Raw genomic sequence first — 13756 nt, 5'->3', positions numbered from 1 at the left:
TTTACATCTAAAGGAGTTTTTCCATCATGTCAAAACAAGATCAATGGACTTCAAAACTTGGGTTCATCCTGTCAGCCGCGGGATCCGCTATTGGATTGGGCGCCATCTGGAAGCTCCCATATATGACTGGGGAAAATGGCGGAGGGGTCTTCTTCCTGCTCTTCATTATATTCACCCTGCTTATCGGGGCACCGATATTAATAGCGGAATTCACGATTGGCCGCAATGCACAGAAAGATGCCATTAGCGCATATAAACATATCGCCCCTGGAAAGCCTTGGGCATTGATTGGATATGGCGGTGTCGTCGCTTCAATCATTCTTCTTTCCTTCTTCAGTGTTGTTGGAGGCTGGATCATCTCTTATTTAGCAAGAAGCTTTACAGGTTCTCTCTCAAACTTGACGCAAGAAGAATATGGGAACTTCTTCAATAAGGTAATCAGTAATCCTTATGAAACGGTTATCGCTCAATTAATATTCATGGTCTTTACCATTTGGGTCGTGCAAGGCGGCGTTTCCAAGGGAATTGAAAAGGCTAATAAATATATGATGCCTTCATTGTTCATTCTTTTCATCATTCTTCTTATCCGATCCCTGACTCTGGATGGAGCGATGGAAGGTGTTAAATTCTTCTTGAAACCGGACTTTTCCGCATTAACGGGGGAAACGATCCTATTGGCACTGGGCCAATCCTTCTTTGCACTAAGTGTCGGTGTATCCGTGATGGTAACCTACGCATCCTATTTAAGTAAAAAAGAAGATATTACAAAATCGGCCTTATCGGTAGTTGGACTGAATATCTTCATTTCCTTGCTGGCAGGTTTGGTCATCTTCCCGGCTGTTTTCGCACTGGGTTTCAGCCCTTCAAGCGGGCCTGGACTAGTATTTGTCGTATTGCCTGCCGTCTTCAATGAAATGGCGCTTGGCGGGATCTTCATGTTCATTTTCTTCATATTATTATTATTTGCCACCCTTACGACGGCATTCTCCATTCTCGAAATCGTCGTTGCAGCCATGATCAAGGGGGATACTGCAAAGCGTAAGAAGGCTTCTTGGATAGCTGGTATCACCGTTTTCCTGATTGGGATTCCAAGCGCATTATCCTTCGGGGTGCTTTCGGATGTGAAGATTTTCAATTTATCCATATTCGATTTCGCTGATTATCTGACAAGCAATATCGCGCTGCCAGTCGGCGCCTTGTTCATATCCCTTTTCATCGGCTATCAAATGAAAAGGATCGAGGTACAAAAGGAGTTCGAATCTGGCGCTGATTCCGGCCGATCAATTTTTAAACTTTGGTACTTCCTGATTCGCTACATCGTGCCGATCATGATCATACTCGTATTCCTTAAGTCAACTAATCTCATTTAACACTCAAGGTGCCGTTTCGATATTTCTCGATGCGGCCTTTTTTTCACAAAACCTACATATTAAGCTCCTTACCTCAAGTAATAATATGGTAAAATAATTACATAAAGAAAATATATTTCCTGAAAAAGGAGTGTCTGACTATGTCAAATATCGCGAAGAATATCCGGCAATACCGAGAAGATCACAACCTTACTCAACAGGAACTGGCTTTGAAATTACGAATCGGCACGAAGAAAATTGAAAAGTATGAATCGGGTGAATCGGTTCCTGATACACAAACCATTTTACGGCTTTCCACCGTTCTTGACATTCCGGCTTCAGAATTCCTGAAGGATGCCCAAACCGGTAACGCCTCTGGTATTGACGAGGACATAAAAAAACTGATTGAAGAAATCGGAACCAAAAAAGCGGAGCTCATTCTAAGAACAGCTAAGGACTTTAGCGAAGAACAAATTCTGAATGTTATGCATACTTTATATAATACACAAGCTTAATTCAAAAAATTGGTCATAGTATATGTATTTTTTTTCAGGGTACTGGATATACTATGATTAACACTTTCTATGTTAATCCATTAGATTAACTCTTTTTTCTAATTCCCCCTATGGAAAGGGATCCGGCTGCTTAAAACGGCCGGATCCCTATTTTTTTGCTTTTATTGGCAATGATTCTTCATGAAACGTTCCATCCTTTTAAGCGCTTCTTGAAGCTGTTCCATGGAGGATGCATAGGAACAGCGGATATGACCTTCACCGCTTTCCCCGAACACATCACCCGGTACAACGGCTACAAGTTCTTCCGTCAGAAGTTTTTCAGCAAATTCCATCGAAGTCATCCCCGTTCTCTCGATTGATGGAAAAGCATAAAAAGCACCGCCAGGATTATGGCAATCAAGACCTATCTCATTAAATGATTTCACGATATAATTTCGTCTTCTCCGGTAACTCCGACGCATTTCTTCCACATCCTGCATACCGTTCTTTAACGCTTCCAATGCAGCATGCTGCGCAACGGTCGGCGCACACATCATCGCATATTGATGAATCTTAAGCATCGCTTCGGAAATTTCCTTAGGTGCACAAACGAACCCAAGACGCCATCCAGTCATCGCAAACCCTTTCGAAAACCCATTGATGACAATTGTCCGCTCAAGCATGCCGTCAATGGCAGCAAAAGAAGTGAATTCCTCATCATAAGCAAGTTCGGCATAGATTTCATCGGAAATCACCAGCAAGTCATGCTTTTTAACGATGTCAGCAAGCATTACTAATTCTTCCTGCCCAAGCTGGGTTCCCGTCGGGTTATTCGGTGAACAGATTAAAACGGCCTTCGTTTTAGGCGTGATCGCCGCTTCGAGTTGTTGGGGAGTCAACTTAAAATCATCTTCCTTGGATGTTTGGACCGTGACCGGTATTCCCCCTGCCATGGTCACAAGCGGTGCATAGGCGACGAAACAAGGTTCGACGACAATGACTTCTTCACCTGGATTCAAGATGGTCCTCAGGGCAATATCGAGGGCCTGGCTTGCTCCGACCGTGACAATGATTTGATCCTCAGGTCTATACGAAACATGGAACTGCTTCTCCATATACCTGCTTATTTCCGACCTTAATTCAAATAATCCGGCATTGGCCGTATAAGAGGTATACCCTTCCTCCAGGGAGTTGATCGCCGCTTCCCTTACTGCCCAAGATGTAACGAAATCCGGTTCACCTACACCAAGCGAGACGACCCCTTCCAAATTGGCTGCCAAGTCGAAAAAGCGGCGGATGCCAGATGGTTTAAGCTCTGCAATCGTTTTTGAAACATAACTCGTTTTAATCATGGTGACACCACTATCCGCTTATCTTCTTCAGTTTGATCAAAAATGGTGCCATCATGCTTGTATTTTTTCATTATGAAGTGAGTCGTCGTAGAAATGACGGAATCCAGTGTCGAAAGTTTTTCCGAAACAAAGCTTGCCACTTCGTTCATCGAACGTCCTTCGACAATGACTGAAAGATCATAAGCCCCAGACATTAAATAAACGGACTCGACTTCTTTGAATTTGTAAATCCTTTTTGCAACATCATCGAAACCGACGCCGCGTTTTGGAGTGACTTTTACATCGATCATCGCTGTGACACCATGGTATTCATCCACTTTAGCCCAGTTAATGACTGTTAAGTAACGTACAATGACCCGCATATCTTCTAATTTCTTCAATGTTATTTCAATGTCCGATTCTGATTGATCGGTCATTTTAGCCAAATCCTTCTGATCAATCCGGCTGTTATTTTCAATGATTCTCAAGACTTCCAATTCCTCTTCATTCAAGTGCATTGGAAAACCCCCCTTTTGGAATTCACTAATTTAGATGTGATGGTTTGGCTGGCAGATAGTCTCACGAATTACCTTATTAGACTTTTTTAAAAACCTATATGACAATATAATTTAATAAGTCCTATTCTGTCAGGATAAACTTACACTATTATATCAAAATTGATTGGTGACCTGTTATAGTAATTGTCTTTTTTCATCGTTATTATTACAATTACTGTTATGCAACAGTATTAAAGGACCTTTTTTGGAATATTCAGGGTAACATGGATTTTTATCATTGACCAATAACGGAGGAGGAGCTTTTATGGAAAGTCATACAATCAAAGGTGTCGAACGGGTGGGTAATATGGAAATCTATTTTGAATATGACCGTATCGATGATTCCCTCCCCACCCTTGTCCTGCTTCATGGATTTTTGTCATCGAGCTTCAGTTTCCGTAAATTAGTGCCCTATTTAATCAAGGAATACAATGTGATCTCCATAGACCTCCCGCCATTCGGGCAAAGCGGAAAAGATTATCGATATACATATTCATTCCGGAACATCGCTAAATCCGTCGTTATGTTCTTAGAGGGAAAAGGCATCAGGAAATTCAGTACCATCGGCCATTCCATGGGCGGGCAGATTTCCCTGCAGCTCATCAAATCATATCCTGATCTTGTCGACCATGCCATTCTTCTTGCCGGTTCAGGCTATCAGCCCGGTTATTCGGAAAAAATGAAGATGGTCAGTTACCTGCCTTTCTTTTCATTCGGGATAAAGCGGTATCTACAAAAATCAGGTATCGAAAAGAACTTGAAAAATGTCGTCCATGACCCGGCCATGATTGACGATGAAATGCGGCAGGGATATCTAGGGCCATTCATAAAGAAGCATGATATTTTCCGGGCATTGGGGAGGATGCTTCGGGATAAGGAAGTCGATTTGTTGAAGGAGGACCTTAGTGATATTCATACACCATGCCTGCTTATTTGGGGGAGGCATGATAGAGTGGTGCCATTGAATATTGGCCAAAGGCTCCATGAAGACCTGCCTAATTCCGAGCTTGTTGTGATTGAAGATTCCGGGCATCTTCTTCCAGAGGAGAAACCGGAAGAAGTTTATCAATTAATTAAGGGGTTTATTGGAGTAGCCACCCCAACGTAAAAAAGGTGCCCCTGATTTCTGGGTACACCCTTTTTCACCTTTAGATCGAACAGCTGGCATCATTTTTTATGATGAGCAGCTTTTGTGCAACTTCCAGGCACTTTTCCATCTGAACGGATTCATCGAACGCGAACTCGTAAATGGATTTTATTTTTTCCGCCAGTTCCTTTGGGTCATCTATATCCCGGATTGCTACGACGGTATCTGCAATTTCCGGCTCATATAAATCCCATCCTATCTTGAATGGATCCCATTCTTGCAAAACGGCAACCAGCGCTATATTCATTTGCTGTGTATCCATATAATCATCACCTGCTCAATATTTTCAAAGAACATGATATCATAGTATCATAACAACAGGCTTATCGCGAAGACGACAAATTTTTATTCGGTGGTGGATATTTTGAACAAGTCAATATTTGAAGAACAAATAAACAGGGAAAATTCAGGGTCTGCAAAATGGGATAAAAACTCGCTCACATCATTGTACGGGCGCGAGGATGTTCTGCCAATGTGGGTTGCCGATATGGATTTCCCATCTCCAGAGGGCATTCAAAAGGCATTGATGGAACGCTTGAATCATCCGATTTTCGGTTATACCGTCCCTTCTGAAACGGTTTTCACCGAAATTCAAAACTGGCTTAGAGACCGGCACTCCTGGCAAATCGATAAAGAGTGGATCTCATTCAGCTCCGGTGTCGTATCAGCAATCGGTACAACGATCCAAGCATTCACGAACCCGGGCGATAAAATATTGTTACAATCTCCCGTCTATACCCCATTTTTTGATATGATCAAAAATAATGACCGGGAAGTGGTCAATAGTCCCCTTATCATGGAAAAGGACCGCTTTGAGATTGATTTCACCGATTTTGAGGACAAGCTGAAAAGCGGAGTGAAGCTATTCCTTTTTTGCAGTCCGCATAACCCTGGCGGACGCGTTTGGACAAAGGACGAACTCTTACGAATCGGGGAGTTATGTGAAAAATATGATGTAGTTATCGTCAGTGATGAGATACATGCTGACTTATTCCATACAACATCAAGGCATTATCCGATCGGCTCGCTTTCAGAAAAATTAGCGGACATAACCGTTACATTGATGGCGCCAAGCAAAACATTCAATATTGCCGGCCTTCAGGCTTCATTCCTGATCGCCAGTAATGAAAAATTACAGAAGCAATTGCAAAAGGCGCAAACGAAACTGGCCTTCCATGGTCTTAACATCTTTGCCTTAACAGCGATGGAAGCCGCGTATCGGGAGGGCTTGGAATGGCTTGAAGACATGATTGGCTACATTGAGGAGAATATAAAAGTGGCAGAGGAATTCATTGCTGCTGAAATTCCTTCACTGCATGTCATGCATCCGGAAGCCTCTTACCTTTTATGGATTGACTGCCGTGATCTTGGATTGACCGACAAGGAAATTAAGGATCGACTGATCCATCAAGGGAAGCTCGCATTGGAGCCTGGTTCAAAATATGGACCTGGCGGAGAAGGTTTCGTTCGAATGAATCTCGGTTGTTCTCGCAGCGTCCTGATGGAAGGGCTAAACCGTTTGAAATTGGCTTTTTTATAAATAAAAAGAAGAACCAGGTTTAGAATCCTGGTTCTTCTTTTTCAATCTTTCTCTTCATCCACATAAGGATCATGCTCATATCGAGGTAAATCCCCAAACGAGGTTTGAATATTTTCTTCAAAAAGTTCTTCCTTCAATTCTTCATATTGGGAGTTCGGATAAATCGTTATCTCTTTACCGTATATATCCACACCAACGAAATTTTCATAATCCTCGACATATCCGATATTTTCCTCGGACTCGACATACATATCTTCGTATTCGTTTGGCGGATTTACAAAATCGGAAGGTGATTCAGATGTTCCATAACTGGCAACATCCTGCCAAGAATCTTCCGCATCGTATGCAACCGATTCGTGCCGGTCATCATAATCAAACTTTCCAAATGGGGGTCCCAGCACTTCCTCCTCCACCGGCCGATTGTCCGAAGTTTCCTGTGATGGGGTATGCTCGACACAATAAGTCGTAGTAGGGACGGCTTTCAAACGTTCAAGAGGTATTTCCTTTGAACAAACTTCGCATTTTCCATACTCACCTGCCTCGATGGCAGAAAGCGCCCGTTCAATATCCCTTATTTCATCCCGATCATGCTCGGAAAGGGCCAAATCCTTTTCCCGTTCATATAACTCGGTTCCTTGATCGCCGGGATGATTATCGTAATTCGATAATTCACCTGTCGAATCCTCCATGCTTCTTCTTAAATCGTGGTCGCCTTGATCATTTAATCGCTCTTTCAACTCTTGCTTCGTTTGCTGCAATTGCTGTTGAAATTCTTTAAGCTGCTGATTGGATAGCATGTGCAACATCCTTTCAAAATCGTTCTTCCCTCTAGTATTTCTCTCTTCCCGTCATTCCATAAAGGTACTTTTTACCTTAGGAATAATTTAATTCTGTTAACAGAAGCTAACTTAGAAATATTTAATTTAAGGAGGGCGTCCATTTGTATTTCTATAAAGAAGATTTAATCAATATGATCGTTCCGGATAAGCCTGACCCGAATGCAGCAAAAGTACTTCAGGAAACGCTTGGAGGGCAATTCGGTGAAATGCGGACGATGATGCAATATTCTTTCCAAAGTGCCAACTTCCGCGGCAAAGCTAAACAATATCGTGATTTAATCCGTGGTGTTTTCTTAGAGGAACTAAGCCATGTTGAACTTGTCCAATCAACCATCAACCAGCTTCTGAATGGCGCTGGTGGTGATATGCCCGGAAATTCCAGTCTCGATGGCGCCCCATTGGATGATGTCATCAAAGGCGGTGCAAACCCCCATCATTTCATCATCGGTGCGAAAGCGTCCCTGCCCGTCGATGCTGGCGGCAATCCATGGAATGGATCATGGGTTTATGATCACGGTAATCTTGTGGCGAACCTTTTGAATAATGTCATCCTCGAATCCACGGGTGTCCTGCAAAAATCGAGGATTTATGAAATGAGTTCCAATAAATCAATGCGTGAAACACTGGCATTTTTAATGATCCGCGACAATGCCCATCAAAATGCATTTGCCAAGGCATTGGAAACACTCGGGGTCAACTGGGGGAAAATCTTCCCTATCCCTAATTATGATCTGAACAAATATCCTGAATGCCGCAAATATGTGGATTTAGGCTATCATAATGCCCAATTCAATTTCAGGATGGATCAAACTCAAATCAGCGAAATTTTCCAAGGGGAGACACCGAGCCGAAATGGCGGAAACCTCGCCGTTACCGATCCGCCGAAAGGATTCCCTGTCCCTGAAATGCCGGATATGCCAAATGAACATAGCCCTGGCTTGAGTGATTTGAACAATTAAAAAAGAAGGCGGACACAACATTCTGTGTTCGCCTCCTTTTTTAATTATTGATATATTTCTCAAAAACAAAGCCAAAATCTTTAACATGGTACTTTTTCCGGCTGTCCATCAACCATTCGAAAGCTGCAGAATTAATTTCCTTGAAACTTGCAGCCATTTGGCTTCCATCAGTGCGAACCTGGTTCAAAGTGCTAGAAGCAAGGTTTACGCTTTGCTGGGCATATTGAAGGGCATACTCATTCTCATGGCAAATTTCCGAGATTTTCACGAGTGATTTGAACAAGTCTTTTAATTCTTCAATGAATTTCTTATGGACATCAATGGAGAAGGTCTTTGCACCACCGATCGAAAATTTAATTTCAGCATCCAAATCCACGGTCCCTGCGGTTTCAAGCGTGGCGTTGGAAATATTATACTGGCTGTAGCTATATCTTGTAAGTGTACGCTTTTTGCTTATGGCACTTGTGCCGTCCAAATGTATGAACGCTTGATTCGTGAAACAGTACTCATCGGTTTTCGATTTAATCAGGAAATAAATTTTTTCCCCATCTTCATGCATGATATAGTCATCTGCATCCACCTTGTCATAATCTGCAGGACTAATCACACTTCCAATATCACTAAGGCCAAGGGCATCAGCCGCCATTTTCTTAAACATTCCTATTCCCCCTATCAAAATCCAGGTGAATTTCACCTTATTATAAGTATTTCTCCAGTATAATCTCGTCTCTGATCGGAATTCCATCAAAACTGTAAAATGGTATTTCAGGCTTGATTTTCCGTGATTCTTCAACGGCATTTTTAACGATTTCCGAAATGACATAACCACGCTTTTGAAAAAACTTCAATGCCTGTAAATTATCGTTCGTTGTAATCGCTTTAATAGTATGGCAATTTTTTTCCTTTGCGATATTCTCCATCACATAAAGCAATGATGAGCCCACACCTTGATTCTCATGCTCACTATTCAAAGAGATGATCTGACATACATGGTCGGAGAATTTGTATGTTCCCAACCCCGTGATTTTTTCATTCTCGTCCATCACCCCAAAACCCTCAAGTTCCGCATAATGAAACAAACCTCTTGAAAAAACGACTTGAGTCGTCTCCCAGTGCTGAATGAAAAAATCCTTAACCGTATCTGCCGCAATCATTCTTTTCGCTACGATTTGCATAACCAATTACGCCCCCAAAATTTCTATCTCTATGCTTATAGTATAAAATGCTTATGCTGATAAGGGAACATTTTATTCTTTACGACCTTCTAACAAAACATAATACCAATCATATTCAGATGATCAATATCAAAAAACGGGGCTCGCGATGCACGGCATCTTCCGGGATCAAGAAATAGTATCATCCTTTATACGCTGGTTCCTTTTGGTGACCTCATCTTCGAATTGCTTGGTTTTCATTTCTTCCTTCTTTGAATATCTTATAATTGCCCTCATCGTAAAAACGGCTGCCACTAAAAAAATGAAGCAAGTTATACCAGCCGAGATATATTCAGTCTTGTCTTCTGGAAAGTAAAGAAACAAACCTAGTAAAGCATGATTGAGAAAGTCCATCCGATACATCCTTCCTGATAGGGAATTAAACTGCATTATCCCATTATATCAATTACCAGAACAATCCACTAGTGGGCCTAATCCACTAAAATCTAAAAAAACGAGAGGCACTAAGCCCCTCGCTTCTCTTTTATTTATAAAATGGTGATCCCTTTAATGACAACGTCCACTGCTGGCTTGTCTCCCGCAACTGTCTCTACGTTAGCAATCGTATCAACAACGTCCATGCCTTCGACCACTTGTCCGAAAACAGAGTGTTTATGATCCAGCCATGGTGTGCCTCCTTGTTCCATATAAGCACTGATGATTTCTTCCGGATAACCGGCTTGCTTCATTTGCTCACTCATCCTGCTGTCCACATGCTGGGCTTGTACGACGAAGAATTGGCTCCCGTTTGTTCCCGGGCCTGCATTTGCCATGGAAAGAGCTCCACGCAAATTGAATAATTGCATGGAGAACTCGTCCTCAAATGGAGTTCCCCAGATACTTTTTCCACCCATTCCAGTCCCTGTCGGATCTCCGCCTTGAAGCATGAAATCCTTGATGACACGGTGGAAGATGATTCCTTCGTAGTAACCATTTTCAGCATGTGTCAAGAAATTTTCCACTGTCTTTGGAGCCAGTTCCGGGAATAGTTTAATTTTAATATCGCCCATCGTCGTTTGCATGATGACCGCTTTTTCATTTTCCAAAACTTCACTTGTTAATTGTGGAAAGTTTGTCATTGTACATAACCTCTTTCTTTTTAAAATAAAAATGGCATGAAACACCATTTTCCATCTTCATTTTTACACTTTACACGATTTTCATAAAAAAAGCATCTTTACGAAATTGAACAAATTCGCTGTGAAAAATCGTTGTTCTTTTGTATCATGAAGGAAGTTAAAAGAAAGGTGGTAGGGAAATGTCAGAACAGGATTTTAAAATCGGCGATAAGGTTACCGCCATATATAAAACTGGAAAATACATCGGGGAAGTCACCGATATCAGACCTGCTGCATATCTTGTTAAAGTGTTGGCTGTCTTGAAGCATCCCATGCAGGGAGATCTTCATAACCCGAAGCAAACGGAAGTGTCGATGTTCCATCAACGGCGTGCTCTAGCATTCCGGGAGCAAACCAATGTACCAAAGAATATGGTAAGGAACTTTGATGAGGAGATTCCTGAGTATAAGGAATCCTTAAGAGAAGCCGTTGAGAAAATGAAAGGCACTTTAAGCGAAGGACAAACAGAGTGGAATGATAAAAGCTTACAGTTGCTTGAAGATCTAGCGGCAGATTATTTCAAATAAAGCATGATAAAAGCCAAATCAGTAGTAAATGATTTGGCTTTTATAACGCTAAATGATTCAATACCTTTGATAAATCAATGCGATCGCCAATTGTCGTCGGTTCATGATTTTTCATATAACTTTTATCTTTCTCTACTAACTTAAAGATATTATATGTCGTAATCGCATCATCCAGCGCCCTGTGATGCTTGCCTGTCCCTTCTTTGCCATAGGCCTGTACAGCTTTCCAAAGTCCGGTTTGATTTTGATCCCCGAAAAAGCGTTTATACTCCAGGCAAAGATCAATTTGTTTCCCTGAAAAAGGGAAATCCAATCCTGCTTTCTGACAGCTCTGGCGAAGCACCTTCATGTCCATATTTCCCCAGGTAACAATCGTCGTCGGGTGCTGCTCATCTATTTTCTTCAATAAAGTAACCAGCTCTTCAAATGAAATCCCCCGGTCCACTTGATCCTGGGTAATGTTCAAGAACTTCTTGCATCTTCCCGTTAAAACCGGAAATTTCAATGGGTTAACAAAAGATGAGAATTGTTCCTGAATGGTCTCATTAATGACGGTGACTAAACCAACCTCAATGATTTCCGGATAAAACCCTACTGGATTGGCTTTTCCTTCCGGCATCGTAAATTCAAAATCAATGAATACATATTGCTGTTGTTCCTCCATTTTTATGACCCCCTTTATATTCCTGACATCAACATATAAACAAAAGTGGTTTTTTCTCACGAGAATATTATAACAGAAGATTTAGAAAGTTTTTTTCTTAGGATCGTTACACACCATTCGGATACGGCTCCTGGCCGTCATACCTAATTTACCCAAAATCATTTATTGTCTACCCTATTTGGATGGATGAATGGACCAAAAGTACCATTTTTCATCCCTTCAATCCAAGGACATACTAAAAATATATTAGGTAGGAAGTTGAACTATGCGCACGTATCTTGGTTATATCACGATTTTCCTCTTAGTTCCGGTATTGATCCTTTTCATTTTCCTTTCCTATCAGGAGTGATCCTTAGCGCAATCTCCCTATCATGTACTCGACAAGCGAATTCCCATTGAATCGATAGAATGAATAGTTACATGATGTCCGCAAATGGAAAGGTCATCAGTTAAATTTCCACTGGTGAGAAACGGACTTACCTAAAACTTGAAGACATCCCCCTTTTCCTGGAAATCCGTTCATCGTTACAGAGGATCAGAAATTTTATGATCATGCAGGCGTTGACCTATCCGGCATAAGCAGGGCGCTTCTTATCCATTCACAAAATAAAACAATCGAACAAGGCGGCAGTACCATTACCCAGCAACTGGCCAGGAATGTTCATCTCTTACATGATAGGACGTATAACCGAAAACCCAGTGAACTCATTTACGCCTATCAGATGAGTGAAAAAAATCAAAACCGGAAATCATGGAGCTGTATTTGAATGCCATATATTTCAGTAAACCGACTGGAGAGTTATCCAATGCAGAACTTGCCTTCCTGGCCTCAATCCCTAAAAATCCGGAATACTATAATCCTCTTAAACATTTCGATGCGACGAAAGAGCGTCAGGAGAGATTACTGAAACAAATGGTGGCCGAAGGTGATTTAGAACAGGCCGAGTACGAAAAGCTTATCAAAAGTACGATTAAATTAGACTTGTCCAGCCCGGTCGACTTATAACCCGATTACGTGACGGATGTTCACCAGGAATTGAAAAACCTGGTGGCATCCTCTGAAGGTCTCGACAAATCTCTGCAAACGCCTGATGTAGCTATACGTAAGAAGGAGGAAGCTGAGCTGGATAAAAAGGTCGAAAAGCTTTTGAATTCCGGTGTAACCACATACCGCACTCGATACTAAGCTGCAAACACAGTCAAAGACTGCTGTACAATCAAAAATCGGTGTCAATGATATCGAGGGAGCTTTAGTGGTTATACAGCATCATACGCACGAGCTTGTCTCTTTGATTGGGGGAAAAGATTATAAAAAAAATTCTTTCAATCGGGCATACCAAAGTTATAGTCAGCCAGGGTCAGCCATTAAGCCGCTACTCGATTATGCCCCCTATTAGAAGAAAGGGATGCTGACCTTGATCAGCCCATTAGCGGAGCAAGCTATTGCAGCTCACTTAACAATGAACAGGCACTGCCAATCACATATATGACAGATCCCTTACTTACACTTTTCAGGGCTTTACCCTCCGGATCCCTTGGAAAATAATAATAAAGAAAGCTCCAATATCGTATCAGAGATCAGCTTCAATACGGTAAAAACCATGAAGAATAATAGGAGCAATACGATCAGCAGCGCCAGCTTGATGCCGGTTTCAGAAAAAAACTCCAGCATCCCTTGGCAGATTCCCGAATTTCCAAATAACTTGAGCATTTGCATTTCCCATAAATGGAAAAGGAGAGGCTGAATAATAGGATTGGAATGATTGGTAAATAGCTAAGTACATATGTGTTTTTCATGATTTCTCCATCCACGGGTCTTTTATCCTATACAATGCAATGCAAGATAATCCACCATTCCACAATGGATACTCTAATTCACCCTTGAAAAACTTTTTTTAATAATTTTTTCAGGACGTTTCCCCCTACTTTTCTACCTATATATAAACATCATTCAAGTTGGCCTTCACCGTTTTTAAAGCCATGCAAACCCACATAAATTGCGTTATACTTTTAAGCG

General features: G+C 41.6%; 18 protein-coding genes. 8 read left to right on the top strand and 10 right to left on the bottom strand.

Annotated features, from left to right (window positions below; all coding sequences use genetic code 11):
• The first annotated feature begins 26 nt into the window (after window positions 1-26).
• Window positions 27-1370, top strand: coding sequence for a sodium-dependent transporter (locus tag Q8G36_RS01465; RefSeq protein ID WP_305158633.1), 1344 nt, complete (start codon window positions 27-29; stop codon window positions 1368-1370).
• Between the two features lie 140 nt (window positions 1371-1510).
• Window positions 1511-1864: a helix-turn-helix domain-containing protein gene (locus Q8G36_RS01460; protein WP_305158632.1), complete on the top strand. Its 354-nt coding sequence runs from the start codon at window positions 1511-1513 to the stop codon at window positions 1862-1864.
• A 161-nt stretch (window positions 1865-2025) separates the two neighbouring features.
• Here Q8G36_RS01460 and Q8G36_RS01455 read toward each other — a convergent pair whose 3' ends face one another.
• The gene (locus Q8G36_RS01455) at window positions 2026-3195 is read right to left on the bottom strand and encodes an aminotransferase (RefSeq protein ID WP_305158631.1); all 1170 of its coding nucleotides are present in this window, start codon (window positions 3193-3195) and stop codon (window positions 2026-2028) included.
• Window positions 3192-3692 (bottom strand): Lrp/AsnC family transcriptional regulator, encoded by a 501-nt coding sequence (locus tag Q8G36_RS01450; protein ID WP_305158630.1) that lies wholly within the window; start codon window positions 3690-3692, stop codon window positions 3192-3194. Before Q8G36_RS01450 ends, Q8G36_RS01455 begins: the two co-directional genes overlap by 4 nt.
• 304 nt (window positions 3693-3996) lie before the next feature.
• Here Q8G36_RS01450 and Q8G36_RS01445 point away from each other — a divergent pair, with 304 nt between their 5' ends.
• A complete protein-coding gene (locus Q8G36_RS01445; protein WP_305158629.1) occupies window positions 3997-4839 on the top strand; it encodes an alpha/beta fold hydrolase in 843 nt (280 codons plus the stop codon).
• 40 nt (window positions 4840-4879) lie between these two features.
• Here Q8G36_RS01445 and Q8G36_RS01440 read toward each other — a convergent pair whose 3' ends face one another.
• On the bottom strand, window positions 4880-5140 hold the full coding sequence (locus Q8G36_RS01440) for a DUF1871 family protein (protein WP_305158628.1): 261 nt from the start codon (window positions 5138-5140) through the stop codon (window positions 4880-4882).
• Window positions 5141-5242: 102 nt separating this feature from the next.
• On the opposite strand from Q8G36_RS01440, the gene Q8G36_RS01435 reads away from it, so the two are divergent.
• A complete protein-coding gene (locus Q8G36_RS01435; RefSeq protein WP_305158627.1) occupies window positions 5243-6418 on the top strand; it encodes a MalY/PatB family protein in 1176 nt (391 codons plus the stop codon).
• A gap of 41 nt (window positions 6419-6459) precedes the next feature.
• Here the strand turns inward: Q8G36_RS01435 and Q8G36_RS01430 are convergent, their stop codons facing one another.
• On the bottom strand, window positions 6460-7215 hold the full coding sequence (locus Q8G36_RS01430) for a TraR/DksA C4-type zinc finger protein (protein ID WP_305158626.1): 756 nt from the start codon (window positions 7213-7215) through the stop codon (window positions 6460-6462).
• A gap of 143 nt (window positions 7216-7358) precedes the next feature.
• On the opposite strand from Q8G36_RS01430, the gene Q8G36_RS01425 reads away from it, so the two are divergent.
• Window positions 7359-8216, top strand: coding sequence for a manganese catalase family protein (locus Q8G36_RS01425; RefSeq protein ID WP_305158625.1), 858 nt, complete (start codon window positions 7359-7361; stop codon window positions 8214-8216).
• Between the two features lie 40 nt (window positions 8217-8256).
• On the opposite strand, the gene Q8G36_RS01420 is transcribed toward Q8G36_RS01425, so the two are convergent.
• The 4 genes from Q8G36_RS01420 to Q8G36_RS01405 all read right to left on the bottom strand — a co-directional run bounded on the left by Q8G36_RS01420 (window position 8257) and on the right by Q8G36_RS01405 (window position 10509).
• On the bottom strand, window positions 8257-8874 hold the full coding sequence (locus tag Q8G36_RS01420; RefSeq protein ID WP_305158624.1) for a PH domain-containing protein: 618 nt from the start codon (window positions 8872-8874) through the stop codon (window positions 8257-8259).
• A gap of 40 nt (window positions 8875-8914) precedes the next feature.
• The gene (locus Q8G36_RS01415; protein ID WP_305158623.1) at window positions 8915-9391 is read right to left on the bottom strand and encodes a GNAT family N-acetyltransferase; all 477 of its coding nucleotides are present in this window, start codon (window positions 9389-9391) and stop codon (window positions 8915-8917) included.
• Between the two features lie 168 nt (window positions 9392-9559).
• A complete protein-coding gene (locus Q8G36_RS01410; protein ID WP_063234074.1) occupies window positions 9560-9784 on the bottom strand; it encodes a hypothetical protein in 225 nt (74 codons plus the stop codon).
• Between the two features lie 134 nt (window positions 9785-9918).
• Entirely contained in the window at window positions 9919-10509 is a 591-nt protein-coding gene (locus Q8G36_RS01405) for a peptidylprolyl isomerase (RefSeq protein WP_305158622.1), read from the bottom strand.
• Between the two features lie 179 nt (window positions 10510-10688).
• Between Q8G36_RS01405 and Q8G36_RS01400 the strand changes: the two genes are divergently transcribed.
• Window positions 10689-11075 carry a kinase-associated lipoprotein B gene (locus tag Q8G36_RS01400; protein WP_305158621.1) on the top strand — a complete coding sequence of 129 codons (387 nt, stop codon included), beginning with the start codon at window positions 10689-10691 and terminating at the stop codon, window positions 11073-11075.
• Between the two features lie 40 nt (window positions 11076-11115).
• Here Q8G36_RS01400 and kapD read toward each other — a convergent pair whose 3' ends face one another.
• Complete coding sequence (kapD, locus tag Q8G36_RS01395; protein WP_305158620.1) at window positions 11116-11739, bottom strand: 3'-5' exonuclease KapD; 624 nt, start codon at window positions 11737-11739, stop codon at window positions 11116-11118.
• 521 nt (window positions 11740-12260) lie between these two features.
• Between kapD and Q8G36_RS29110 the strand changes: the two genes are divergently transcribed.
• Window positions 12261-12506, top strand: coding sequence for a transglycosylase domain-containing protein (locus Q8G36_RS29110; protein WP_370694010.1), 246 nt, complete (start codon window positions 12261-12263; stop codon window positions 12504-12506).
• Window positions 12503-12745: a transglycosylase domain-containing protein gene (locus tag Q8G36_RS01390; RefSeq protein ID WP_305158619.1), complete on the top strand. Its 243-nt coding sequence runs from the start codon at window positions 12503-12505 to the stop codon at window positions 12743-12745. Before Q8G36_RS29110 ends, Q8G36_RS01390 begins: the two co-directional genes overlap by 4 nt.
• 513 nt (window positions 12746-13258) lie before the next feature.
• Here the strand turns inward: Q8G36_RS01390 and Q8G36_RS01385 are convergent.
• A complete protein-coding gene (locus Q8G36_RS01385; RefSeq protein WP_305158618.1) occupies window positions 13259-13450 on the bottom strand; it encodes a DUF5366 family protein in 192 nt (63 codons plus the stop codon).
• Between the last annotated feature and the right edge of the window lie 306 nt (window positions 13451-13756).

Source organism: Peribacillus frigoritolerans, from assembly GCF_030676415.1.
Taxonomy (GTDB): Bacteria; Bacillota; Bacilli; order Bacillales; family DSM-1321; genus Peribacillus; species Peribacillus frigoritolerans_A.
The sequence above is the reverse complement of the archived record's forward strand: the minus strand, read 5'-3'. Positions and strand labels throughout refer to the sequence as shown.